Annotated in this window: 28 protein-coding genes and 1 tRNA gene; 13 read left to right on the forward strand and 16 right to left on the reverse strand. The window is 41.6% G+C overall.

Translation table 11 applies throughout. The annotated features are described in order from the left end of the window. Positions 1–9: 9 nt before the first annotated feature. From DMZ48_RS16690 to DMZ48_RS16700, 3 genes are all read left to right on the forward strand, one after another. Positions 10–3,135 carry a type I restriction endonuclease subunit R gene (locus DMZ48_RS16690; protein WP_143956313.1) on the forward strand — a complete coding sequence of 1,042 codons (3,126 nt, stop codon included), beginning with the start codon at positions 10–12 and terminating at the stop codon, positions 3,133–3,135. After that, positions 3,135–3,836 carry a M48 family metallopeptidase gene (locus DMZ48_RS16695; protein WP_143956314.1) on the forward strand — a complete coding sequence of 234 codons (702 nt, stop codon included), beginning with the start codon at positions 3,135–3,137 and terminating at the stop codon, positions 3,834–3,836. Before DMZ48_RS16690 ends, DMZ48_RS16695 begins: the two co-directional genes overlap by 1 nt. A gap of 86 nt (positions 3,837–3,922) precedes the next feature. Next, on the forward strand, positions 3,923–4,471 hold the full coding sequence (locus DMZ48_RS16700; protein ID WP_143956315.1) for a hypothetical protein: 549 nt from the start codon (positions 3,923–3,925) through the stop codon (positions 4,469–4,471). Positions 4,472–4,672: 201 nt separating this feature from the next. Here DMZ48_RS16700 and DMZ48_RS16705 read toward each other — a convergent pair whose 3' ends face one another. The 3 genes from DMZ48_RS16705 to DMZ48_RS16715 are packed head-to-tail and all read right to left on the reverse strand — an operon-like array spanning position 4,673 to position 6,082. Then, complete coding sequence (locus DMZ48_RS16705) at positions 4,673–5,497, reverse strand: reverse transcriptase family protein (protein WP_143956316.1); 825 nt, start codon at positions 5,495–5,497, stop codon at positions 4,673–4,675. Beyond that, a complete protein-coding gene (locus DMZ48_RS16710) occupies positions 5,494–5,784 on the reverse strand; it encodes a helix-turn-helix domain-containing protein (protein WP_143956317.1) in 291 nt (96 codons plus the stop codon). The genes DMZ48_RS16705 and DMZ48_RS16710 overlap by 4 nt, the downstream gene beginning before the upstream one ends. A 37-nt stretch (positions 5,785–5,821) precedes the next feature. After that, positions 5,822–6,082, reverse strand: a complete 261-nt coding sequence (locus tag DMZ48_RS16715) for a hypothetical protein (protein ID WP_143956318.1) — start codon at positions 6,080–6,082, stop codon at positions 5,822–5,824. A 437-nt stretch (positions 6,083–6,519) separates the two neighbouring features. On the opposite strand from DMZ48_RS16715, the gene DMZ48_RS16720 reads away from it, so the two are divergent. Further along, positions 6,520–7,587 carry a hypothetical protein gene (locus tag DMZ48_RS16720; RefSeq protein ID WP_143956319.1) on the forward strand — a complete coding sequence of 356 codons (1,068 nt, stop codon included), beginning with the start codon at positions 6,520–6,522 and terminating at the stop codon, positions 7,585–7,587. Between the two features lie 349 nt (positions 7,588–7,936). Here DMZ48_RS16720 and DMZ48_RS16725 read toward each other — a convergent pair whose 3' ends face one another. The 5 genes from DMZ48_RS16725 to DMZ48_RS16745 all read right to left on the reverse strand — a co-directional run bounded on the left by DMZ48_RS16725 (position 7,937) and on the right by DMZ48_RS16745 (position 11,965). Beyond that, positions 7,937–8,707 carry a hypothetical protein gene (locus DMZ48_RS16725; RefSeq protein WP_143956320.1) on the reverse strand — a complete coding sequence of 257 codons (771 nt, stop codon included), beginning with the start codon at positions 8,705–8,707 and terminating at the stop codon, positions 7,937–7,939. Positions 8,708–8,711: 4 nt separating this feature from the next. Then, positions 8,712–9,134 carry a tyrosine-type recombinase/integrase gene (locus DMZ48_RS16730; protein ID WP_162558751.1) on the reverse strand — a complete coding sequence of 141 codons (423 nt, stop codon included), beginning with the start codon at positions 9,132–9,134 and terminating at the stop codon, positions 8,712–8,714. 63 nt (positions 9,135–9,197) lie between these two features. Further along, the gene (locus DMZ48_RS16735) at positions 9,198–9,914 is read right to left on the reverse strand and encodes a phage integrase SAM-like domain-containing protein (protein WP_143956322.1); all 717 of its coding nucleotides are present in this window, start codon (positions 9,912–9,914) and stop codon (positions 9,198–9,200) included. Positions 9,915–10,081: 167 nt separating this feature from the next. Continuing rightward, a tRNA-Arg gene (locus tag DMZ48_RS16740) sits at positions 10,082–10,158 on the reverse strand. Between the two features lie 334 nt (positions 10,159–10,492). Then, the gene (locus tag DMZ48_RS16745) at positions 10,493–11,965 is read right to left on the reverse strand and encodes a carboxypeptidase-like regulatory domain-containing protein (RefSeq protein WP_143956323.1); all 1,473 of its coding nucleotides are present in this window, start codon (positions 11,963–11,965) and stop codon (positions 10,493–10,495) included. Positions 11,966–12,165: 200 nt separating this feature from the next. Here DMZ48_RS16745 and DMZ48_RS16750 point away from each other — a divergent pair, with 200 nt between their 5' ends. From DMZ48_RS16750 to DMZ48_RS16770, 5 genes are all read left to right on the forward strand, one after another. Next, positions 12,166–12,726, forward strand: coding sequence for a YeeE/YedE family protein (locus DMZ48_RS16750; protein WP_143956324.1), 561 nt, complete (start codon positions 12,166–12,168; stop codon positions 12,724–12,726). Positions 12,727–12,728: 2 nt separating this feature from the next. Continuing rightward, on the forward strand, positions 12,729–13,142 hold the full coding sequence (locus DMZ48_RS16755) for a DUF6691 family protein (protein ID WP_143956325.1): 414 nt from the start codon (positions 12,729–12,731) through the stop codon (positions 13,140–13,142). 1 nt (position 13,143) lies between these two features. Beyond that, the gene (locus DMZ48_RS16760; RefSeq protein ID WP_143956326.1) at positions 13,144–13,947 is read left to right on the forward strand and encodes a sulfite exporter TauE/SafE family protein; all 804 of its coding nucleotides are present in this window, start codon (positions 13,144–13,146) and stop codon (positions 13,945–13,947) included. 140 nt (positions 13,948–14,087) lie between these two features. After that, entirely contained in the window at positions 14,088–15,497 is a 1,410-nt protein-coding gene (locus tag DMZ48_RS16765; protein WP_143956327.1) for an MBL fold metallo-hydrolase, read from the forward strand. Between the two features lie 4 nt (positions 15,498–15,501). Next, positions 15,502–15,711, forward strand: a complete 210-nt coding sequence (locus DMZ48_RS16770) for a YgaP family membrane protein (RefSeq protein WP_143956328.1) — start codon at positions 15,502–15,504, stop codon at positions 15,709–15,711. A 108-nt stretch (positions 15,712–15,819) separates the two neighbouring features. Here the strand turns inward: DMZ48_RS16770 and DMZ48_RS16775 are convergent, their stop codons facing one another. From DMZ48_RS16775 to DMZ48_RS16795, 5 genes are all read right to left on the reverse strand, one after another. After that, positions 15,820–16,095 (reverse strand): ATP-dependent Clp protease adaptor ClpS, encoded by a 276-nt coding sequence (locus tag DMZ48_RS16775; protein WP_143956329.1) that lies wholly within the window; start codon positions 16,093–16,095, stop codon positions 15,820–15,822. 15 nt (positions 16,096–16,110) lie between these two features. After that, the gene (prmA, locus tag DMZ48_RS16780) at positions 16,111–16,944 is read right to left on the reverse strand and encodes a 50S ribosomal protein L11 methyltransferase (RefSeq protein WP_143956330.1); all 834 of its coding nucleotides are present in this window, start codon (positions 16,942–16,944) and stop codon (positions 16,111–16,113) included. Between the two features lie 17 nt (positions 16,945–16,961). After that, complete coding sequence (gene tpiA, locus DMZ48_RS16785; protein WP_143956331.1) at positions 16,962–17,711, reverse strand: triose-phosphate isomerase; 750 nt, start codon at positions 17,709–17,711, stop codon at positions 16,962–16,964. A 203-nt stretch (positions 17,712–17,914) separates the two neighbouring features. Next, positions 17,915–19,012, reverse strand: a complete 1,098-nt coding sequence (locus tag DMZ48_RS16790; RefSeq protein WP_143956332.1) for a BT_3928 family protein — start codon at positions 19,010–19,012, stop codon at positions 17,915–17,917. Between the two features lie 20 nt (positions 19,013–19,032). Further along, positions 19,033–19,575 (reverse strand): DUF1599 domain-containing protein, encoded by a 543-nt coding sequence (locus DMZ48_RS16795; protein ID WP_143956333.1) that lies wholly within the window; start codon positions 19,573–19,575, stop codon positions 19,033–19,035. 113 nt (positions 19,576–19,688) lie between these two features. Between DMZ48_RS16795 and folP the strand changes: the two genes are divergently transcribed. Both folP and cdaA read left to right on the forward strand, forming a co-directional pair. Then, positions 19,689–20,522, forward strand: coding sequence for a dihydropteroate synthase (gene folP, locus DMZ48_RS16800; protein WP_143956334.1), 834 nt, complete (start codon positions 19,689–19,691; stop codon positions 20,520–20,522). Between the two features lie 55 nt (positions 20,523–20,577). After that, positions 20,578–21,363, forward strand: a complete 786-nt coding sequence (cdaA, locus tag DMZ48_RS16805; protein WP_143956335.1) for a diadenylate cyclase CdaA — start codon at positions 20,578–20,580, stop codon at positions 21,361–21,363. A 2-nt stretch (positions 21,364–21,365) separates the two neighbouring features. Here the strand turns inward: cdaA and DMZ48_RS16810 are convergent, their stop codons facing one another. Continuing rightward, the gene (locus tag DMZ48_RS16810; protein ID WP_143956336.1) at positions 21,366–23,138 is read right to left on the reverse strand and encodes an ABC transporter ATP-binding protein; all 1,773 of its coding nucleotides are present in this window, start codon (positions 23,136–23,138) and stop codon (positions 21,366–21,368) included. Further along, on the reverse strand, positions 23,131–23,883 hold the full coding sequence (gene truA / locus DMZ48_RS16815) for a tRNA pseudouridine(38-40) synthase TruA (protein WP_143956337.1): 753 nt from the start codon (positions 23,881–23,883) through the stop codon (positions 23,131–23,133). The genes DMZ48_RS16810 and truA overlap by 8 nt, the downstream gene beginning before the upstream one ends. Before the next feature lie 195 nt (positions 23,884–24,078). Between truA and DMZ48_RS16820 the strand changes: the two genes are divergently transcribed. Next, positions 24,079–24,573 carry a metallophosphoesterase family protein gene (locus DMZ48_RS16820; protein ID WP_143956338.1) on the forward strand — a complete coding sequence of 165 codons (495 nt, stop codon included), beginning with the start codon at positions 24,079–24,081 and terminating at the stop codon, positions 24,571–24,573. A gap of 90 nt (positions 24,574–24,663) precedes the next feature. On the opposite strand, the gene DMZ48_RS16825 is transcribed toward DMZ48_RS16820, so the two are convergent. Beyond that, complete coding sequence (locus DMZ48_RS16825) at positions 24,664–24,978, reverse strand: DUF3467 domain-containing protein (protein ID WP_143956339.1); 315 nt, start codon at positions 24,976–24,978, stop codon at positions 24,664–24,666. Between the two features lie 144 nt (positions 24,979–25,122). Here DMZ48_RS16825 and DMZ48_RS18715 point away from each other — a divergent pair. Continuing rightward, a partial coding sequence (locus DMZ48_RS18715) for a hypothetical protein (RefSeq protein WP_206751709.1) occupies positions 25,123–25,348 on the forward strand: 226 nt, incomplete at its 3' end.

Consider the following 25,348-nt stretch of genomic DNA (forward strand, 5'->3'; position numbering starts at 1 on the left):
CCAACCACCATGCAAGTAAAGTACGGCGAATATCATGACTCACAGGCCCCGGCCCTAACCCTACTCCAAAAGATGGGGTGGACTTACATTAGTCCGGAAGAAACCATTAACCAGCGGGATGGTTTGCTTTCTAATGTGATCCTCGAAGACATCTTGGCCGAGCGCCTTCATGCCATTAATACCTTTGAATACAAGGGAGATCCTTATAAGTTTTCCCAGTCTAACATTCAATCGGCTATTACAGCTCTAAAGAATGTGCCCGAGGGCGGACTCATCGCAACCAATGAAAAGGTTTACGACCTTATCACCTTGGGGAAGAGTTACTCAGAAACCATTAATGGAGATAAAAAGTCCTTTTCCCTACGATACATCGACTGGCTTCACCCGGAGAACAATTCATATCATGTAACGGAGGAATTTGTGGTTGAAGGCATCAAAGAAAAAAGGCGTCCTGATCTGGTGCTATTTGTAAATGGCATCCCATTCGTTGTTATTGAAAACAAGCGAAGAGACAAAAACGACTCTATAGAAGAAGCGGTTTCTCAAAACATCAGAAACCAAAAGACAGAGACGGGAACCCCTCGCTTATTTCATTATGCACAATTGCTACTTGCAGTGCACCCCAATGAGGTGAAATATGCCACCACAGGCACCCCGGCTAAGTTCTGGTCCGTATGGAAAGAGGATAATGAGAAAGCAGTGCAGTCTGTTATTTCCTCTGAAATTAATGACCTCCCCGGAGAAGATCGATTAGCTACAGCCCAGGACTGCGGATTGATGAGTTTATGCTCTCCACAAAGGGTTATGGACCTGTCCTACAAATACATCGTTTTTGACGGACCTATAAAAAAAGTTTGTCGGTACCAACAGTACTTCGCCGTACAGGACACTTTAAAACAAGTCACCCAATTTGACACTCAAGAAAAAAGAAAGGGCGGTGTGATCTGGCATACCACCGGAAGTGGTAAATCGCTTACCATGGTTATGCTATCAAAAGCCCTGGCTTTAGAAAAGAGTATCGACTCTCCCAGGGTTATTGTAGTTACTGATCGTAAGTCCCTGGACAAGCAAATTTTTAAAACCTTTGTGAACTGTGGGAAAAACGTTAAGAAGGCTAAGAGTGGTAATGACCTTGCCGACCTCCTAAAAGACAAAGGAAATGAAGTGATCACCACCATTATCGACAAGTTTCGAGGAGCTTCAAAGTCCGCTTACGTTGATCATTCTTCTAACGTCTTCGTATTGGTCGATGAAAGCCACCGCAGCCAGTATGGATCAGCTAACCTGATCATGAGAAAGCTACTCCCGAATGCTTGCTTTATAGGGTTCACCGGTACACCTCTCCTCAAAAGCGAAAAGAATACTGCTCGCAAGTTTGGCGGATTTATTCATAAATACACCATTGACCAGGCGGTAAAAGATGGAGCAGTCCTCCCACTACTCTATGAAGGCCGTTCAGCAAAGCTGACAATAAACAAAAAACAGATCGATAAGGGTTTTGAACGGCTTGCAGCTCCACTCAGCGAGGAGGCGCAAAAGGATCTAAAACGAAAATTCGCCTCCATTTCAAAAATCTACGAATCCGATCATGTAGTAGAAGAGATCGCCTATGACATCTCTAAACACTTCTGTGAAAACTGGCAAGGCACAGGATTTAAAGCTCAACTTGCTACCCCAAAGATCGACACAGCGATCAAATACCAGCGCTACTTCGAAAATCAGACTAATCCCAACTTAAAGATCAATACTGCTGTCGTATTTACCCCACCAGACAGCCGCCAGGACAACGAAGATGTATGGAGTGAATCCAGTAACGAATCTAAGATTTACTGGGACTCCCTTATGGAACGATACCAGGGACAAGAAGTATATGAGAACTGGGTAATCGATCACTTTAAGGAAAAGGGCAATGAAGTAGAACTTGTGATCGTGGTCACCAAACTCCTTACAGGGTTTGATGCACCAAGAAACACGGTTCTTTATCTCGCCAAGCCACTACATTCACACAATCTTTTACAAGCTATTGCAAGGGTAAACAGGCTTTTCGAAGGTAAAGAACATGGGCACATCATAGACTATGTGGGTATACTAGGAAAGTTAGACGAAGCCCTTACTGATTACTCAGCCTTTGAAGACTACGATGCGGAAGACATTACCAATGCGGTGATAGATGTTAGAGAAGAGGTTCGTAAAGTTCCCCTGCGACATTCCGATGTCATTGATATCTTCAAGGAGGTACAAAACAAAGAGGATATCGAAGCCCTGGAACGTCACTTATCCCCAAAAGACATCAGAGATAGTTTTTACGAAAGAGTATCGGCCTTTGCCAGGGTATTGCAAACCGCATTAAGCTCTGATGAATTTTACCAGGAATACACCGAAGCACAGATCGCCTTCTATAAAGGGGAATTAAAACGCTTCCAAAGCCTGAGGCGATCGGTACAAGTACGTTATGCCGAAGTGATCTCATACAAAGAGTACGAACCAAGGGTCAAGAAATTACTCGACACCTACGTGGATGCCGAAAGGGTCGATCAGATCACTTCAGGGGTAAACATCTTTGACAAGAATCAGGTAAATGAAGCCCTGGCCTCTTACGGCAAGACAACCGCTTCTAAGGCAGATTACATTGCCAATAACATGAAGAAGGTCATTAATGAAAATATGGACAGGGATGAAGCCTTCTACAAAAAGTTCTCGGAAATGATCGAAGATACGATCCGAGCCTTTCAGGAAGGACGACTCTCAGAAAAGGAATACCTGGAAACCATCATGAAAACCCGTGATGATATGGAGAAAGGCCACCAGGAAGGTATTCCGAATATCCTGCAGGACAAACCCAAAGCCAGAGCCTTCTTTGGTGCTTTGAATGATGTGATTAAAGATGTTCATGGTAATGGTTCAGTTCCCGGCATTGCAGAACAGTTGGCTAAGGCAGGTATTGATATTAGTGAAATAGTAGAAAATCTAACCATAAGAGACTGGAAGCGCAACCTGGATGTGCAGCGACAGATGGAGAATGAGATCGAGGATTACCTTATCGACCATCGAAGCACTTTGGGCATCGAACTCACCTTTGATGAGATCGACATCATTCTGGCCAAATGTCTGAAAATTGCAAAACACAACTTTTAATGGAAGATGTAGCATACGGCACACAGACTATTTACTTCCATTTAAGGCGAGTGGAACGGAAAACCCTGGCTATTGAAGTTCATCCTGACCTTTCGATATGGGCTATCGCCCCCTTAAAAGCAAGCCTGTCAGACGTTAAGAAGCGTATTGTGCGAAGAGGTACCTGGATAAACAAGCAACTTAACTATTTCGAGCAGTTTTTACCCAGAACTCCCGAAAGAGAGTATGTGTCAGGGGAAACCCATTTGTATTTGGGCCGCAGATACCTCCTGCGTGTCCGCCATGGAGAAGAAAACAGTGTGAAGCTAAAAGGAGGTGAATTGTTTGTGTATTGCAAAACCAAACCAAAACAGGAGCTTGTCAGGCGTTTACTTGCTGAATGGTATTACAACCATGCGAAGAAAAGATTTGACAAGGTGATCTCTGAGCAAATACAACGCTACAAAAGGTTTGATATAGAGGCACCCGAAGTAGAAATTCGCCGGATGAAAAACCGCTGGGGTAGCTGCACCCCGAAAGGCAAGATCATCTTAAATCCGGAACTCATAAAAGCACCCGGCAAATGCATAGAATATGTATTAATCCACGAACTCTGTCACCTAGTACACCCCAACCATGGCAAGCAGTTTTATGCCTTGCTGGGGGAGTTGTTACCTGGGTGGGTGAAATGGAAAGAAAAACTGGAACAGACAATATTTTAACAAAATATGTTCATAACCCTTTATTATTATCCTATTCGAACAGCACGATTTAAATTATTTTCGCCACAAATACCATGAATCCCCTTATGAAAACAAAAAGACCCAGAATTAAGCGCCATAAAGAAGTTGCTGTAAAAGATCCTTTGGAGTTCGTGCCAAATTGCGCTTCAGAAAATGCGCGAAAAATCCACGTCTATAAGGAATTTGAAATTGAGCTTTGGATTGACAAGCATTATCATGACAGAAAAGTCCATGGAGATGAGAACGGAAAGCGCGAAGGAATTGAAGAAAACGATGTATCCTCACTAATAATTGATTCATTTAAGTACCTATTAGAAATTTATTTGAGGGGTAGTAAATTTAAATTTATCAACTTTTTCGACCCATCCAAGCCAGGGCAGGCAAAAGAACGCATTGTCTTAAAACGTTTTTTGGATGATGGGGTTCTGAATGTTGTAGTTGAAGTCAACTATATTGATACTAGCAAATATGAAATAACAGTTATTACCGCCATGCAAACAATTGAGGATAATTTCAGAATCTCGGACGGACAATATTCTCTTTGTTTATCTACCGATTCAATCAATTTGAATCGAATGGTTAATAAATCAAATAACTCTATATATAAATTATAGCTATAGTTTATATGTTACCTATAAGTTTTAAGTATTAATTTGATATGGTATTTAATTAATTGCTACATACATTTGTTATAGAAAATATTAAGGAACAGGGCGAGTTAAGTCTGAACAGTCTAATGACAGGGCCTACAAAGTCTGAACAGTTCCAAAATCAAGAAACCTTGCTTATGCAAGGTTTTTTTATACTTCCTGAGATTAGACTTTATGTTTCCCAAAGGAAACAACCCTTTCATAGTATAAGAACAACCCTTTTTTTTGATTTACAGTTAATCCTTCCGAATTTTCGAGCTTAGATCTAAACTCCTCTTTTACGTTTAAGGTATTTTGCCCAACCTTAACACCTGTAATATCGGCCTTACCCTTAGTAAAAAATGTTTTGGAATGGTTTACAAAAAAACCATCTTCTATAATTATATCCCTCAGCTGAATTGACAAATTTTTGAAATCCTTTTCCGATGAAAAAGTTAAATCATCAACATAAATTGTAAACACAATCTCATTTTCAGAGCACAATTGGATTAATTTATGAGCAGTATCCCACAGAGTAAGATAGGCAATATGAGTACTATTAGTGCCACCCTGAATTAGCCGGCCATTGAAGGTTGTTAACTTCGTGAGAATACTAGACACATCGTGCGAGAACCCTCTATTAAGAAAGGTCTTATAAACCATCCTATTATTGATATGGGGGTAGAAATTTTTTAAATCGGTACAGAAAATATAGGGCTTCCCTTGATGGAGGTATGCATTCAAAATGTTATCCTTTCCTTTTAACCCACCTATAAATGGTGGAGAAGGATATTCGATTTTTGATAAGATATTTTTAAAAATTGCTTTATGAATAATTTTTAGCCTCCCCTTAACCTCTGTTATATCTCGAGTTTTCACGCGACCACCTGGCTTGACCTGCTTCTTTTGGAATGAATTATAGTAATTCTCCACATTTAAAAGCAGATCATCCAATTCCTGTTCGGAAATATTTAAGTAATTAAACCTTAAATCCTTTACACTTTTGATCATTTTGAATAAATTTGCTTAATAAGGTCTTTGATGGTGGGTTCCAGGATCTCAAACATTTCTCTCTTACTCTCTGGAACATCTTCTTTACCCAGACTCATAAAGAACAGGATGGGCAACGACACATTTAATTCATTTGCAATGGCTTTCAAGGTTGCTAAATTCGGTTCCTTTCTGTTTCCTTCAATCAAACTAAGATATGTTTGTGATAATCCACACCTAGATGCTAATTCCTTTTGGTTAAGCCCCTGTTTTTTTCTTAACAACTTAATTACCTTGCCGAGATCCATATATACTATTTGAAATAAAATGATAGAGATGTTTGGTTTAGAAAAGATCAATGTCAATATCAAAAAAGCGCAATAATTTCATTAGCACATTGCCTATCAACAAAATATCATCTGCCTTTAATTTGCAAGCCTGAACTTCATAAAGTCTATTCAACTCCTTTAGCTCATCGATACAATTTTCCAGCAAATTCACCTCTTCTTCCAAGAGCGAACCACGGTTCTTTTTTAAAACTGTCCTCAGATTTTCGATAACAGCTTCCACACGAGTGGTGTGATTTAAGCATTCAATTTTTCGCATGATAAAAATTTTTAATTAAACAAAAATTGATGCAATGCGTTAATTCAACATTGCCTGCTTCCTTCAATGATAAAGGCAAACGCATACTCGTAGGTCGCTGTCATCTCCACCATTATTCCTGCTTCAATAAAAGATTGTGTAAAGAATAAATCCAGGTAGAAGTCAAACACCAGTGAACAAACCCAATAGCGTCTTCCATCTTCTTTTCATCAGCGGAGATCACATGTAGCGGAAAATGTCACCGGTAAATGGCCCATAAAATTTGGGCTGCGAAATTAAATTCGCTTCATTTCATACGTATTACCAATATCCTCGTGTGTTTCAAAGAACTTATAAAACAAATATACCTCATAATTTAACTATGAGTTAAAGAATAGGATGTTTTTATTAACTTATTTATTAACACATCAATAATTTCATTTAAAAAATCGAGCAAAATGACTTACCGCCAATTCACCAGAAAAGAGTTTTATAAGTTAGTCTGGACCAAACCCCTTAGAGATATTTCCAAGGAACACAACACCAATAACACCCTCATAAAAAAAGTTTGTCTAGAAAATGATATTCCCTTACCCACTCAAAGCTATTGGTCCAGGCTAAGGATGAGCCAGGATCCGGCATGGACTCCACTACCTGATGGAGATGATGAAATGAAAATTCAGCTTCCAACCGTTATCAAAAGTGCTCCAACTAGCTGGGAAAAGGAATGCCAACTTGAACAAAAAGAAAGAATTGACCTTAAAGTCCGAAAAATCCATACATTGGTAAAACAGGCTAAGAAAAATCTTGTCAATCAAAAGGTTAATGCATGGAAAGAATACGAAGGCTACAAGTCTACCTCTAAAGGCGTTTTCGATATAAATGTCCATAAGTCCAATATTGACCGCGCCCTGGCGGTAGCCAATCGATTCGTTCAAACTATGGAGCAGCACGGTCATAAAATTGACATCATTAGCAACACTTCCCGCATCTACGAAAATGGGACTTGGGTAGAGGTCAACGGGGTACGATTCCAGGTTGACCTCCGGGAGAAACGAACCCGGACCATGATTAAAGGCAGGCATTCATGGGATGAAGCAGTTTTCAAAGCGAGCGGAGAGCTACAACTACATTTCAGAAAATCTTACCAGACCCGCCTTTGGGGTGATTCGAAGATTACCAAATTAGAAGATAAAGTAGATAATGTTATAAGGGGACTCGAAGCCTGGGCCCTGCGAGAAATTGAGTTCGAAAAGCAAATGGAGGAGAATCGGAAACGAAATAAAATTCGACGTGCAGAAGAGCAAGCTATCCTCAAACAAAAGGAAGAGGAAGCAGCGAGGGTGAAAATTTTGATAGGTGACTCCCAAAATTGGAAAAAGGCCACAGAAATTCGAGAGTATATCAAGGCCGTTCACTTCTTCGCTAAAGAAAACAACGATTTAACCGATGAGAAAAAGGCCTGGATGGAATGGGCTACAGGCATCGCCGACAAATTGGACCCCATACTAAAGCAAAGTCATTAAAAAATTTTCGGCGCCGCGCGGTGATTGGAAGCTTGCTTCCATTTTTTCCTTCAGCCTAATTTTTCACCCCCCCCTTTAAAATTTTACCCGGAGTGAAATGTTGTCTAGGTGGCGCTGTACATAAAAAAGGTCTTTTCATGATTTAACCCCCTATCCCTTTTAATTTTTTAAGAATTTAAAAAGAAAGGGCGCGCGTATGCTATCTTGCATACGAGCTTCTTTTTTAATTTTCTTATTATCCTTTTCTATTTATTATTCTTTGTATCCGCTGATATCGCCAAAGTAGTTTTCAGATTTCTGAAAAGCACTATTCAGAATAAAACACCTCTTTGCATAAATCAACACTAGACTATTCATCCCACCCGTAATTCAGATTAAAGATGTTTAAATAGTTTTCAAAAACAGGGAAGGAATCCCTCTCACGCTTGTAACTAACAAAATTATTAAGCATATGTGATGAACTGTCCATCCGATCAAGGTGGTAATCCGCAAATGCTGTGAAGGCATTTTCAATATGCTGCTTTTCATAACGCTCCAGCAATCGTTTCATACCTTCCATAGACTTGTTATTTTTGGGAAGCACCGTATACCCAAATATTCTATTACCCTTCTGCTCAGAATAGATTGTTCTACGTTGATTATAAATCGTGTTTAGTGAAGAGTACAAATCTTCTACGTAGGATTTCTCCTTATTGGAAAGTTTTAAATCTCCTTGGCCAAATTTTAGGCTTACCAGTCTATCTTTCAAATTTCTTCTATGCTCAGGATGTACATTGGAATCCACAAAACTTCTTATGAATACCGGGCTTATCTCATAATGGGTAGTGTTGTGTAGGCCTTGATTCCCAACAATTAACCCATATTCATCAATAAACTTAGCCTTTAAAGTATTTAACCTGGTTCTTTTTAGCCCGGTTTCCGAAAGCACCCTCTGATTCTGATACCAAATAATTTTACGCCCCATACTGGCTCGTTTAACAACTAACCATTCAAAAAACACCACCTCATCAAGACTGACCTTATCAAAATCATACCGTAAGAGATTTTTAAAATTCATTGCTAATGGGTAAGAAATATTGCGCCCCCTTTCGCTTTCTTCTTTAAGTGTAGGTTTCCTCATGATATTATTTAATGTTTGGTAGGTTACAAATTTCTTTCAAGGCAGAGTCACGTACACCCTCCGGATATCGGTCTTTATACGCTGTATCAATATCTCCCCGCTCATGCCCCATTAGTTCTCGAATGATATCGGGCTCTACATGTTTAAATTTCGCGATAGTAGCAAAACTGTGCCGTATTACCTTCGTTGTTAACACGCCCCCGGTCGGAAGTATTTCAAGACCGCTGTTTTTCTGTATTCGTTTCAGTTTGGCATTATGACTGGATCGAAAGGTTTGGTACCTGGTTCGGTTCTTAGACCAGGGAAACACATATTCCGATTCCGGATCCTTGTCCTGATACTTATTTAGAATCCTGGCCGCTTCTGGCAACAACAACACATCAAACACATAGGCTTTTGCTCCAAGTTTGGACCTTTTAAGATACACCCTATCTTTTGAGATCTGATTACGCCGTAGATAATAAACATCCATGAGATCGGCACCCCCTAATTAGAATTGCAAGAGCGATAGATCAACCGACACTTGCTGTTGTGCTGAAAGTCCTGATAGATTCTTGAGCTTTTGCATACCCCTACTATCCAGGTATTCATTTCGTTGTCTGCGTATCCGGGTCGGAACATCATTAAAAATCCCTTTAAAAGGCTGTTTATCCTCTACGACAGCCATCTTTACAGCTCGATTGTATATGGCACGTAGTTCCAGAAGATATGTACGCACAGAGGTGTTCTTAAGCCCCTGCTCCCTTTTGTATTGTTTGAAGTCTTCCAGGATGGGCCCGGAAAGATCATCTAATAGCAACTTTGGTCTAAATTGGTCCAGCTGATCAGCCGCGCAACGGTAGGCCGATGCGTTACCGTACCTGTTCAGTCGTTCCATCCGATCCACCTCCGCCATTGCAAATTCGTAAAAAGAAAATCGTTTCTTCTCTTTCTTATCTTCAAAGAAGGTCATCGCCAGTTCCAAATCCTCAACCTCCTTAAATACCTGGCTCATGGCAATATTGCGAAACGCCATTATTTTGGCATAAAGATTTTCGAAATCCGGATATCTAGGTGTTGGCAGTTGGTAGTAATCATCCCATTCCTTTTCGGAGGCATGCGCAATAGTCCTCCTCTTGATTTTCATTTGATGGGTAACGATAAGTTTTATGGGATAACGCCCGTTGGTGGCTCCGTCTGAAGTATAACGTTTTACTGTGGCTTTCATATCCCATAGGTTTGAAACGGATATTTACGGGACGGCGTAAATATTTCGTACATATTACATCCACAAGATAGTTAAAAATTCCCAAATACGGATTTTTTTCTACATACAAAAATTCTTTGTATAAACGAAAAATCCCCGAAAACACTGGGTTTCCGGGGATTTTCTTCTGGTGACCTCGCCAGGATTCAAACCTGGAACCTTCTGAGCCGTAATCAGATGCGCTATTCAGTTGCGCCACGAGGCCGATATAACTTCCCTTTCGGGTTGTTGATGTTTAACCGATCGCTTTTGCTATCTGCAAATGCGGGTGCAAATATAATGTTTTTAGTTTCACTTTTCCAAATACAAATCGAAAAAAATCTTTGGTAATTGCTAAGACTTTAGAGAATTCAGAACCTTCTTTCCGCCACTAAAATACAAGTCCCGGAATAACAACAAAATAACCCCGAGAAAAAGTCACAAAGCTCTAAAGGAAGTGTGAACACCCATAAATAACGTTGTCCGGTTTTAGACTTAATTTACAATTTTAAATTGTAGATGGTAGATTATAATTAATTCTTAAGGCGCAATATTCCAAACTAATAACTTTTAATAGCCTCAATAGGCGCTATAATATTATATCCCTCCCAAATCTGCGGATCGTATTTACTGATCTCGATCGGTTCATACCTTTTCTGGTTTTCCATAGCCGCATAATCAACCTCCTTCATAGCGCTGTTATCCGGACAATAGATCTCGATGGTGCTTAAATTGTCCATCTCCACCATAAAATCGAATTTCATCACCTTACGGTCATCCGACCGATCTTCCTTGTTCTTGATAAACTTAAGTGGTCTGCTTATGTAGGCATAAAAACCATTTGTTCGCCTACCGAACTTAAGTGCATATTTGCCTTCCTCATTCTTCCGGAATACTGAGGTCACCTTCATCTTGTTTTCGGTAAACTTAACGCCTAATAGGAATTTCAGATTCACATTGCTCAAATGCTCATCTTCCAGCATTTCATAATCCATACGCATCAAAGCGAAATCAAAGACATTGATATACAACTTTCCAAAAAATTTCGAGCTTCCCCGATCGGGCTTGAAGCTGATAATGTAAACAAGTTCTTCATCAATATTGGTATACCCTTCCAATGTATAACGATACCTTCGGGTCTTATCCAGAAAATCCAGATCCTTGTCTTTATAGAAATTGTTATAGAATCGGTTCTGTCCGGAAACCATATACTTGAGATACTTGGTTTTACCCTTAGTAGAATCGATGTCCTCATCGAATATCTCATCAGTCTTCAGGGAATCTTCAACCTTGAACAATCCGGTTTTCACTTTGTACGTGGCATCTGGTTCCAGATGGGTTCTGATCACATTGATCAGGTTTTTGGTAATGGCATCGGTTGAGATCTCACGTTCCTTATCCTTCAATACCACCGCCTTTTCAATATGGATCTTGGAGGAGTCTTCTTTCCGGGCATACCTTCCATAGTATTCAGAAAAAAAGTTGAAGCTTTTCCCTTTCAATCGACCCGCCATATCTTCGATCTTAGCATTGAGATCCTTCAGTTGTGATCGGGACAGCTCCGTTGCCTTATCGATTTCAAAACTAAAATCCAGCAATTTCTGCTCATCCTGATTCCTGATAAAAAAAGTCTGCTGAATCTCCTTTCCAAGATAATTATCCGGTGCGGCTTCCATCATCTTCTCAATAATCTCTTCCGGACTCAGGTTCCGGTTTGTCACCAACACCTCATCCAACTCCTCCGCACTTATTTTCAAAGTGTACGTGCCATCTGTGAATTGGTCTACCGGAATCTCAAGGGTCTCATACCCCATAAACGAGATCTTGACAATGACGGCTTCAGGTTGATCGGTTACGTATATTGTAAACTCCCCCTCCATATTCGAAACCACACCATAGTTTTCACCCAACTGAATGGTCGCATAGGGTATCGGATTCGAGTCTTCATCCACCACTTTACCCGTCACTTTCTGCCCGAAAAGAACAGCACTCTGAAAACATAGTACAAATAATAGTAAGTAGTGATATTTCATATTTTGAAGTTTTTGGATTTAATACGTAATGATTCTAAATCTTATTCTTGCTCCTCAAAAACCTTTACCTCCTTCGAGTCCTTCGCTTAAAACTAGGAAATGGAGGTTTCTATCTACCACAATATGAGCATTAACCTAAATTATTATTCAAAAAAACCGATTTTACGCTTACGCTGATTACTTTTGCAAAAACTTTAACAATGGATTTTATTCTGCAACCATGGCCCTGGTATGTCACAGGTCCGCTAATCGCCCTGGTGATGTTCCTCCTGCTTTATTTCGGAAAGAATTTCGGTATGTCGTCTAACCTCAGAACTTTATGTACGATCTCCGGTGCTGGAAAATTCTCTGATTTCTTCCGTTTCGACTGGAAAACGCAGCAGTGGAACCTGCTCGTGGTTCTTGGTACGATCATAGGAGGCTTTATAGCGCATTTCTATCTTTCGGTTCCTACCGATATGGAGCTGAACCCGGATACGGTAGCCAGCCTCCGGGACCTCGGATTTCAAAATGCCGGCAAGAGTATCGTGCCCGCTGAATTGTTTTCCTGGGATGCCGTACTGTCCGGAAAGGCTCTGCTCATACTAGTTATCGGTGGTTTTCTGGTAGGATTCGGTACACGTTATGCCGGTGGTTGTACTTCCGGTCATGCAATTTCCGGACTCAGCAACCTGCAACTCCCCTCTTTGATCGCAGTGATCGGTTTCTTTATCGGCGGACTCATCATGATCCATTTCCTATTTCCAATTATATTCAACTAACTATGAAACAGCTGAAATTCCTTTTAACCGGTATCTTCTTTGGTATCGTCCTCTATAAGTCAGAAGCGATCTCCTGGTATCGCATCTATGAAATGTTCCGCTTTGAATCCTTCCATATGTATGGTATCATTGGATCTGCAGTGGTTACCGGTGTTTTACTGGTATTACTGATCAAACGTACCCATATGCACTCTACTGAAGGTCGAGAGATCGCCTTCACCGATAAAGATAAGTCCTATGCAAGGTATATCCTTGGAGGTACCTTTTTCGGACTCGGATGGGCACTGATCGGCGCATGTCCGGGACCATTGTTTATCCTACTGGGTACCGGGGTGACCACCATCATTATTGCTATTCTTGCTGCGATGCTGGGTACTTTTGTGTACGGATTATTAAAGAATAAACTACCTCACTGATATGGATACAATACACCTGATCGGATATATCGGTGCATTGGTAATCGGACTCGTTCTCGGACTTCTGGGTGGCGGCGGATCGATCTTAACCGTTCCGCTTATGGTTTATTTACTAGGCTTTAGCCCGGTGGTTGCAACTGCGTATTCATTGTTCGTAGTGGGCTCTTCCTCCCTGATAGGCACAGTACAGAAATACCGAAAAGGAGTGGTGGATATCAAAACCGGACTCGCATTTTGTTTCCCCTCTTTTATGGCAGTGTATCTTTCACGCAGGTACCTTTTACCCCATATGCCAGACGAGTTGCTACATTTGAATGATTTTGTGCTCACCAAGGATATGGCCATCATGGTATTCTTTGCCCTGATCATGATCCTCGCATCCGTATCGATGATCCGGAACACCAAAAAGGAAGTACAAGAGCTGAGCAAGGAGAAACAACCCTATTACATGACCTTTATTCAAGGACTCATCATCGGAGTGGTGACCGGTATCATCGGTGCCGGCGGCGGATTCCTCTATGTCCCTGCACTGGTACTTTGGGCGAAACTCCCTATGAAAAAAGCAGTAGGAACTTCATTAGTCATCGTCACTATCAATTCTCTGATCGGATTTACTGGTGATATGCAGACGCTGGAGATCGACTGGAAATTTCTTTTAACCTTCTCTGCGATCACCGTGATCGGAATCATTTTTGGAGATATTGTTTCGCACAAGATCTCCAATAAAAGTTTGAAGAGAGGATTCGGATGGATGATCCTGGTGATGAGCATCTACATTCTTTCCAAGGAAATATTCCAGTACTAACCTGCCCTTAACAAAACACACTTACAGAAATTAGTATCTTTGAAAACATCAGACCGAAATCCTTTAACCGAACATATGCTTTTAAAGGTGAAAGTGTCTTTGGAATTTGAGTGATACTATTCAAATGAAATAATGCGAACATGAAGATTGAACAATTATATACAGGATGTCTTGCCCAGGGGGCTTATTATATAGAATCGGAAGGTGAAGTAGCGATCATCGATCCGCTTCGTGAAACCCAACCCTATCTCGATCGCGCCAATAAAGAAAATGCAACCATCAAATATGTTTTTGAGACGCATTTTCATGCAGATTTCGTATCCGGACATATAGATCTGGCCAAAAAATCAGGTGCTACTATCATCTATGGGCCTAATGCCAAAACAGCTTATGAGATATACGCAGCTAAAGATGGCGAAGAATTCAAACTGGGAAAAGTAACCATTAAGGTGCTTCACACCCCGGGACACACCCTGGAATCGACCACCTATCTCTTAATAGATGAGAATGGAAAGGATCATGCAATCTTTACAGGAGACACGCTTTTCCTGGGAGATGTAGGCCGACCTGATCTGGCAATAAAACAGGATATCACCAAGGAAGATCTCGCAGGACTTCTTTATGAATCGCTACGCACCAAGATCATGCCACTGGCGGATGATGTGATCGTCTATCCGGCGCACGGTGCCGGTTCTGCCTGTGGAAAGAATCTCAGTAAAGACACTGTGGATACCCTGGGAAATCAGAAAAAAACCAATTATGCCCTTAGAGCAGATATGAGCAAAGAGGAATTTATAACGGAAGTTCTTGATGGAATTCTTCCCCCTCCTCAGTATTTCTCAAAGAACGCGATGATGAATAAAGAGGGCTATACCGAATTCGACAATGTACTGGCTAAAGGAGACACACCTTTAGACCCTGAGGAATTCGAAGCTCTTGCCAACCATGAGAGTGCTCTCGTACTGGACGTAAGAACTCAGGAAGACTTTATTAAAGGACATGTTCCTAATTCCATATTTATCGGCCTCAATGGTTCCTTTGCGCCGTGGGTAGGTGCATTGATTACCGATCTGCATCAACCGCTGTTGTTGATCGTTCCCGAAGGAAAATCTGAGGAAGCGGTGACACGACTTTCAAGAGTAGGATACGATAACACCCTTGGCTATCTGGACGGTGGAATGGATGCCTGGAAAAAAGCAGGAAAAGAGATCTCCACCCTTCGCTCTATTTCGGCTACCGCATTTGAAAAAGAGTATTCTGAAAAAGACAATGTCCTCGACGTTAGAAAACCCGGAGAATACGAAGGAGAACATCTGGAGGCGGCCACCAGTTTCCCATTGGATTTCATCAATGAACACATGAATGAGATCGATAAGGATCATCACTATTATATCCATTGTGCCGGAGGTTACCGATCGGTGATCGCCGCATCCATCTTGCAATCCAGAGGTTATGAAAACCTCACGGATATTGCAGGCGGATATGGTGCTCTAAAGGAAACCGGATTACCAAAGACCGATTTCGTATGCCCAAGCACTCTCAAAAAATAAAAGTATGAAGAAGAATATGGGGCAATCCGACAAACTGATCAGAGTGGTGATCGCCTTTATCATTGGCGTCCTCTACCTGTATAATATTATCAGCGGAATTTTCGGAATCGTTTTGATGGTTCTCGCCATCATTCTGCTACTGACCAGTTTTTTCGAATTTTGTCCGATCTATAAAATTCTAGGCAAAAACACGAGAAAGAACCCCGAACAGTGACAATAGGGATATTAGTGACAATAGGGGCATTGGTGTCACCAGTGTCATCAGTGTTACTTGTACAGAAATAGTATAAAAAAAAGCGGATCCAAAAGAATCCGCTTTTTTTTATACTATTTCTGCACTCAGCCCTGCATCCAGCAGCTTCGTACACCTGGGTTTCAGATCTTCATAAGACCCCGTTTTCACAGTACATTTTCCTTTAAAATGGACAATGATCGAACATTGCTCTGCCTGTTCCGGTGTATGGTCGCAAGCATAGATCAATGTTTCTATCACGTGGTCAAAGGTATTCACATCATCATTAAAAAGAATTATCTCATTCTCTTTAAGAACATCCTCCGCCAACAGCACCTCCTCTGATGTCTTTTCCCTGATACTCATAGTCAATGTTTTACGCTAATTTAAAAATTTTAGGGCAACCCAAAGATTCTTTTCCAGGTTTTCCACAAATTTTAACGTGTCGTCCTCGCATTTTTCACGGATCACCGGGATGTCATCCCTGTAGAATCCACTGAGCAACAAAACCCCGTCTTTATTGAGACAAGCGGCATAAGCAGGGATATCTTCGAGTAATATATTCCGGTTGATATTCGCTATGATGACATCGAACTTCTTCTCCTTCAATAAGGATACATCACCTTCGAAAACCTTGATTTTTTCACAATCGTTGCGCTCTGCATTCTCCACTGAATTCAGATAACACCAGTTGTCGATATCGATAGCTTCCACATAGGAAGCACCTTTTTTACAGGCAAGAATGGCAAGTACGCCGGTTCCACAACCCATATCGAGCACATCCTTTCCTTCAAGATCCATATCCAGCAAAAGCTTCAGCATCATAAAGGTCGTCTCATGATGACCGGTACCAAAACTCATCTTAGGTTCGATAACGATATCAAAAGTGGTTTCAGGAACTGCATGAAAGGGTGCCCTCACGGTACAACGGTCATCCACGGTAATCGGATGAAAGTTCTTTTCCCACTCCTCGTTCCAGTTAACCTGCTCGATCTTCGTATGCTTATAACTGATATCGAATTCTCCACTGCTGAGCACATAGAGGTCTTTCAGGGCAGCAGCATCCCATAGGTCTTCCTGAACATAGGCAAGCAATCCATCTTCCTGCTCCACAAAACTCTCAAACCCGATTTCTCCCAATTCTGCGATCAGGATATCCACTGCAGGTTGTTTAGGCGCTACTGTGAATGCATATTCAATATAAACCTGTGACATTTTATGTTAGGGTAAAATTAAAACGCAGTAATGATAGCAGTGAAATCCGCAGCATTCAAAGCCGCACCTCCGATCAGTCCGCCATCAACATCAGGCTTACCAAAGATCTCTGCAGCATTACCCGGTTTTACACTTCCTCCATATAGGATGGAAACATTATCAGCCAGTGCCTGATCATATTGATCAGCGATCTCATTCCTAACGAATGCATGGATCTCCTGAGCCTGCTCTGGTGAAGCAGTCTCTCCGGTTCCGATCGCCCATACCGGCTCATATGCAAGCACAATGCTTTCCCACGCAGTTTCACTTAAATGAAACAATGCATCTTTAAGCTGTGTCTTAACCACTTCAAAATGCTTATCTGATTTACGCTCTTCCAATAACTCTCCAAAACAGAAGATCACTTTCATACCATTGGCAATAGCAGCATCAACTTTCTTTGCAAGTAATTCATCGGTTTCTCCGAAATACTCACGACGTTCGGAATGCCCGAGAATCACTGTCTTCACACCGATACTCTTTAACATTGCAGCCGAAACTTCTCCGGTATAGGCACCTTTGCTTTCCTGGTGCATGTTCTGAGCGATAACTTCAATATTGCTGTCCTTTAAACTCTGAAATGCACTGTACAGATTGGTAAATGCCGGAGCGATCATCACTGCAACATCCGTTTCGGGTACTGAACTTTTCAGATCACTGATCAGTGCCTGGGTCTCTGCCAGGTCATTGTTCATTTTCCAGTTTCCCGCTACAATTTTTTTTCTCATAATTTCTGTTATATACGATGATTAGACGTGTTTTTAAACATAGAAGAACGTTACGAGCCTATGCTGTATACGTTTCCACACAAAAATATTAATAATAGCAGAAATAGACGAACGAATTCCCCCCGAAAAACAGGTAAACAAACGATATCACTATGATATTAGTGTTACTTGTATCACTGATGTCACCTATATCACTAATTTCCCTATTCCAGGTTCAGATCATCGAGATCATTGAAGTGTTCTTTATCAGTGATTATACCTCGCTCCATAAGAAATACCCCCGGATTCGACCTTACAATAGTCTTTAAAGTGGTAAGGTCACAGAAATAAAAATCGAAATCAAGTCCGTAATTCGTTTTATAGTCCCCCATTTCCTGAACAGAGGATGCAGTCATACCGATTACTTTATAACCAGCTTCCTTAGCCTTTTTAACCGTTTCCGGAAGTTCCTGTAAAGCTTCTTCATCCGCTTCGTTCAGAACTCTTGAAACGACCACCATGACCTTCGGCAAACCGAGAATTTCTTCTTTGTGATCTACTCCATCTTTCTCCATGGTAAAATCATGGATCGGCGGCTCGTATCCTTCAGTGATCTGTTCGGTCTCAACGCCGATTAATTCCCCATCGACATCGGGATATTCACCATTGGTAACGATGACCTTCTCTTCGCCTCCAACATTGAATTTCCAGCTATATTCGAAGGTCGCTTCCGGAGCTCCATCAGGAATGGTCATACCTTCCGATATATTGGCACCTACTTTGTAAGGTCTGAAATCTATTACCGGTAAATGATGGTATACATAGTGAGAAAAAGCTAAGAACAGGATAAAGAAGATGACGGTAACCGTTCTTCCGCTACTCCATTGCAATAACGGCTTGATATACCTTTGACCGAAAAGCAATACCACGATAAGCAACAATAAAATCACATCTTTCGTGAACGATTCCCAGGGAGTCAGTTTTACCGCATCCCCGAAACATCCGCAATCGGTTACTTTATTGAAATATGCTGAATAAAAGGTGAGGAAGGTAAAGAAGAGTATCATGGCAAATAGACTCCATACCGTGAACTTCACCTTATATCCCAGCAATAACATGACGCCGAGCAAACACTCCAGAATTACCAGAATTACTGCAATGGCCAATGCGAACGGAATAAGAAATTCAATATTGAGTACATCGGCTCCGAAATATTCTTCCAGCTTAAAGGAGAATCCCACCGGATCATTCATTTTGATGAGTCCGCTGATGATGAACAATATTCCGACAATAGTCCTGGAAAGGTTAACGAGTAGGCGCATAGTAGTTTGGTTTTTTAATTTTATTCACCAGCCCCTAAATGGATCATGGCGAATACGGCATAATTTATCATATCCTGGTAATTGGCATCGATTCCTTCGCTTACCAGGGTCTTACCCTTATTATCTTCTATTTGTTTTACACGAAGCAATTTCTGTAATATCAGATCCGTTAGCGAGCTCACTCGCATATCGCGCCATGCCTCACCGTAATCATGGTTCTTATTCTCCATCAGTGATTTGGTGAGCGCCACTTTTTCATCATAGAGCCTCGTTGCTTCCTCGACACCCATATCCGGTTGAACCGCAATGCCTCTTTCGATCTGTATCAATGCCATAACGGAATAATTGATGATCCCGATGAACTCTGAACGCTCATCCTCATCCACTTTTCGTACCTCGTTTTCCTGAAGAGATCGAATTCGCTGGGCTTTTATAAATATCTGATCTGTAAGTGATGGAAGACGAAGAATCCTCCAGGCACTGCCGTAATCCTTCATTTTTTTAATAAACAAATCACGACATACTGTAATGACAGCGTCGTATTGTTTCGAGGTATCTTGCATGCGGTTATCTGTATTTTGCGTAAATTTCGCCTAAAATTTTCAATTCTCAAAGGTAGAAGATTTAACTTAAGTACACACCCCGGGAAAAGGAATTCACAAAAAACATCCTCCAAATGACAATTAACTGCAAAGGAAAACTGATCGACCTTACCACACCAAGGGTCATGGGTATCCTTAATGTGACTACCGATTCTTTTTATGATGGCGGAACCCTACGTTCCGATGCCGACCTGCTTAAAAGGGCTGAAAACATGCTTGAAGAAGGCGCTACATTCCTGGATATCGGCGCTTACAGCTCACGTCCCGGCGCTAAAGATATTCCTGAACCAGAGGAGATCAGAAAAAGTGTTGAAGCCACTGAAATTATTCTTAAGAACTTTCCGGAGGCACTGATCTCTGTTGATACGTTCAGAGCAAGTGTGGCTAAAGAGAACATTCTTGCCGGAGCAGCGATCGTGAATGATATCGCTGCCGGATTTCTGGATGAAGCGATGATCCCTACCGTAGGATCGCTTGGTGTACCCTATATTATGATGCACATGCGAGGAACACCACAAAACATGCAACAGCAAACCGGCTACTCCAATATCATGCAGGAAATGATCTATTATTTTTCCGAACGTCTCGAACAAGCACGTATCCATAAGATCAATGATTGTATCATCGATCCGGGATTCGGGTTTGCAAAAACCAAAGAAGAAAATTTTGAAGTCCTAAGGCGACTCGATCTGCTGAAGATGCTTGAAAAACCGATATTATCAGGGATCAGTCGAAAATCTATGATCTACAAATCCCTTGGGGGCTCTCCGGAAACTGCGCTGAATGGAACCACCATACTCAATACCCTATCTTTGGAGCGAGGAGCAAATATCCTTAGAGTACATGATGTAAAGGAGGCTATGGAATGTGTAAAACTGGTAGGATTGACAAATCCTTACACTTCCTGAAAACCGATCGTACTCTCTAAGCTAATTTTTATATTTTTACAAAAAGCTTCAGACATTGGAATTATTCGATTTTATCGATTTTAAGATTATCGATATCGTAGATATCGTACTCGTGGCCTTCCTGCTCTACTATGTGTACAAACTCGTAAAGGGTACCGTAGCGATCAACATTTTCCTTGGCATCGTGATCATCTACATCATTTACCTGATCACCGAGGCCCTGAACATGAGGGTGCTCAGCAACATCTTCGGAAAGTTTATCGGAGTTGGTTTCTTTGCACTGATCGTCGTATTTCAGCAGGAAATTCGAAAGTTTCTACTTATGGTGGGTTCTACGAACTTTGCCGGGAAACGCGGATTTGCCAAACACTTCAAATTGTTCCGATCACAACAATTACAGAGCGAGACCGATGTGGAAGCTATCGTTGCAGCTTGTGACAAGATGAGTCTGACCAATACCGGAGCACTGATTGTCATCGAAAGGAATAATTCCCTGGATTTCGTCAAACACACCGGAGACAAGATGAACATTGAAGTAACTCAACCGATAATCGAAAGTATCTTTTATAAGAATAGCCCGCTACATGATGGTGCTGCCATCATCGAAGACAACTACATCACAGCAACAAGAGTGATTTTGCCGGTATCTAATGAAAAGAGCATTCCACTTCGTTTCGGACTCCGACACCGAGCGGCAGTAGGGATCACGGAAAAAACCGATTCACTGGCCCTTGTGGTCAGTGAGGAAAGCGGACAGGTTTCTTATATCAAGAACGGAGAATTCATCCTGTTTGAGAACTCTGCTGATCTGATCGCTGAAATAAAGAAGGACCTGGGATAAAACTAAACCGCTTCTTCCTCTGCCATGAATTGCACTTCATACAGGTTTCGGTAATAACCGTCCTCCTTGTTCAACAATTCTTCATGCGTACCGCTTTCAACGATATTTCCTGAATCCATCACCAAAATCTTATCCGCTTTTTTAACGGTAGCCAAACGGTGTGCGATCACGATCGAAGTTCTTCCTTCAGTAACCTTATCGGTTGCGCGTTGTATCAGCTGTTCAGAATAAGTATCCACCGAAGAAGTCGCCTCATCCAGTACCAGAATAGAAGGATTGCTTACATAAGCTCTCAGGAATGCGATCAGCTGTCGTTGTCCACTGGACAACATACTACCTCGTTCCTTCACATTATAATCAAATCCTCCGGGCAGCGATGCGATAAAATCATAGATACCAATAGCTTTGGCTGCCTCTACAACCTCCTCATCAGTGATATCGGGATTATTAAGGGTAATATTGTTATGAATAGTATCGGCGAATAAGAACACATCCTGTAACACAATCGCGATCTGAGATCGAAGTGATGATACGGTATAATCCATGATGTTCACCCCATCGATACGGATCGTACCGGACTGAATATCATAGAATCGATTCAGTAAATTGATGATGGTGGACTTCCCTGCTCCGGTTGCTCCTACGATGGCAATGGTCTCTCCCGGCTTTGCTTCGAAGGAAATTCCATGCAATACCTCTTCGTCTTCAAGATATCCGAAATGTACCTTATCAAAAACAAGATCCCCTTTCAAATGACCGGCTTCAATGGTCCCGTTATTTTCGATTTTGATATCGGTATCGAGAATATCGAACACGCGGTTGGCCGCTACCATACCCATCTGTAATGTATTGAACTTATCGGCGATCTGTCGTAACGGACGGAAGATCATTTGTGACAACATGATGAACATAAAAATATTCCCAAGGTCATTTGCTCCATCCATCACCGCACGGAGTCCGCCATACCACACGATAAGACCTGTGGTAACCGCAGACATCAATTCCACTACCGCGATAAAGATTGAGTTATACCATACTGTATTGATCCAGGCCTTTCGATGGAGATCGTTGATCTCTTTAAAACGTTCATATTCCTCTTTCTCACGAACGAACAACTGAACGATCTTCATGCCTGAAAGGCGTTCCTGTGCAAAGGAATTCAGGTTCGAAACCTGCTTACGAACTTCTACAAAAGCCTTCTTCATCGCCTTCTGGAACAAGCGTGTCGCATACAACATCAATGGAAGGATTGCAAAAATGATCAATGACATCTGCCAGTCGAATGCGATCATCACCCCGGCTACCACCAGCATTTTCAATAGATCACTAACGATCATAAAGAGCCCGTCACTGAATATCGCGGCGATTCTTTCGATGTCGCTTACGGTACGCGTGACAAGTACCCCTACCGATGAACTGTCGAAATATTTCATCCGGAAGTTCAGCATATGGCGGAATAATTTCTCCCGAAGATCCTTGATTACCGACTGGCCGAGCCAGCTGGCATAATAGATGAACAACAACTGACTTACCACTTCAAGGAGTAACGTCAGACTCATCAGTAAAACAAAGAACAGCAGTCCTTCTGAATCCTTTTTAAGGATATAATCATCAACGGTATATTTAAGAAGGATCGGTCGTACGGAAGAAAACAATGAAAGCAGTATAGCCGTGATTCCCACCCCTAAAAAGGTCATGCGATACGGACGCGTATAACGCATCAATCGGTTAAACAACTTCAGATCAAAAGATTTTCCGGTAGTGTCCTTACTCATATTTCTTAAAAATTGAACGGGGATATTCCACACGGGTAAGGTATAACCCATGTGCCGGCGCCGAGGCCCCTGCCTTCCTTCGGTCCTGACTATTAATAATTGTTTCGAATTCAGCGATCGATATTCTTCCGGAACCAACCTCCAGCAACGTTCCCACTACGGCCCTCACCATATTCCGCAAAAATCGATCCGCACTGATATGGAAGATCATAGCGTCACCATTTTTAACCCATTCTGCCTTTGTAACATTGCAAATATAGGTCTTAACATCGGTGTTGGATCTTGAAAAACATTTAAAATTATCGTAATTAAGCAACATATTCGCTGCCTGGTTCATCAGCTCCATATCAGGATTCGATTTCAAGCGGTATGCAAAATCGGTCAAAAATGGATCTTTCACTCTTGTTATATGGTACTCATAACTCCGGGAAAGCGCATCAAACCGCGCATGGGCCTCCGGTAACATTACATGAATACCTTTTACGGCGATATCTTCCGGTAATAAACTGTTAAGTCGGTATACCAGATCATCCCTTTCATCGATCATTTCAAAATCGAAATGGGCAAACATTTCCCGTGCATGTACACCGGTATCGGTACGACCTGCGCCGGTCACTTCAAGCTCCGTCCGCAAAAGCGTACACAAAGCCTTTTCCAAAACTTCCTGAACTGTTATGACATTCGGTTGGCGTTGCCAACCATGATAAGCTTTTCCGTTATATGAAAACTCTAAAAAATACCTCAAGACAAAACCTTACTTTTGTTCAAAACTACAAAGATATTGAATTGTAGTGGTAAATACAGTTTCATTGCTATCCGGAAAAGGATTTTTAATCTGTATAGGGTGCTGACTGCGGATTCCAATTTAACAGGAATTTCATCCATCCCCGCTATAGTTCTATTAACTAATAACGCATAATATATAACTCACAACTTACAAATGACTCACATACTCCTACTTTCCGACACCCACGGACATCTGGATGATGCCATTCTTAAATATGTAAAGGAGGCCGACGAGGTATGGCATGCAGGAGACGTTGGCAGCACGGAGGTTACCGATACTTTGAAATCGATGAAGCCGTTAAGAGCGGTTTACGGAAATATCGATGATCATGAACTCAGAAGCGAGTTTCCGTTAGACAACCGTTTTTTGTGCGAAGGTATGGACGTCTGGATCACGCATATCGGAGGATATCCCGATCGTTATGATCGCAGAATAAAGGCTTCTATAAAAAAAAATACCCCCGATATATTTATCAGTGGGCATTCTCATATCTTAAAGGTCATTTACGACAAAAAACTCAACCTCTTACACATGAATCCGGGTGCTGCCGGTAAACATGGTTTTCACCAGGTACGTACGATGCTTCGGTTTAAGATCGACGGAAAACAGGTCAAAGACCTGGAGATCATCGAACTCGGGAAACGATGAAGCACACTCTTTTAAATGTAAATAACATTAATTAGTGTCACTGATGATATTGGTGACGATGGTGTTATTAGTGTCACTTGTTTAACTCCTCTACGCTTCTCCTGTAGGACCGAAATTCAGTGGAATTGGAGGTTGTTCATAATCTTTGATCTCGCCGTGTGCATTTTCAAAGCGTTGCACATTATCTCCCAAAGCTTTCAGGAATCGTTTCGCATGCTGAGGGGTCAGAATGATACGGCTTTTCACTTTCGCCTTCGGCTGCCCTGGCATTATGTTGATGAAGTCTACCACAAATTCCGAAACGGAATGATTGATGATAGCAAGGTTGGAATAGGTTCCTTCCGCTACACTTTCGTCTAATTCAATATTGATCTGTCCTTTTTTTGTTTCTTTCTGATCACTCATATTACTTGGTATTTGAAATTCGGTTATTGGCTCTTTCGGCATTAGGCACCTACCTGTAACCGAAACTAAGGTATAAAAAAACACAAGAACCCAACATCAAAAACCTCGATAAGTGAAGATAAATCGGCAACCTAAAGCTAAGGAATGCATCAATACAACCAGGGAACAATCTATAATCCCTATAAACTCAGGACAAAAGAAACAGAGCCCGCGAAGAACAACGCCCTCTATCCAAAATTTGAGCCCGCGAAAAAAGAAACCGGCCCACAAAGAACAACGCCCTCTATCCAAAATTTGAGCCGCGAAAAAAGAAATTGGCCCACGAAGAACAACGCCGTCTATCCAAAATTTGAGCCCGCGAAAAAAGAAA

Source organism: Robertkochia solimangrovi (genome assembly GCF_007279655.1).
Classification (GTDB): domain Bacteria; phylum Bacteroidota; class Bacteroidia; order Flavobacteriales; family Flavobacteriaceae; genus Robertkochia; species Robertkochia solimangrovi.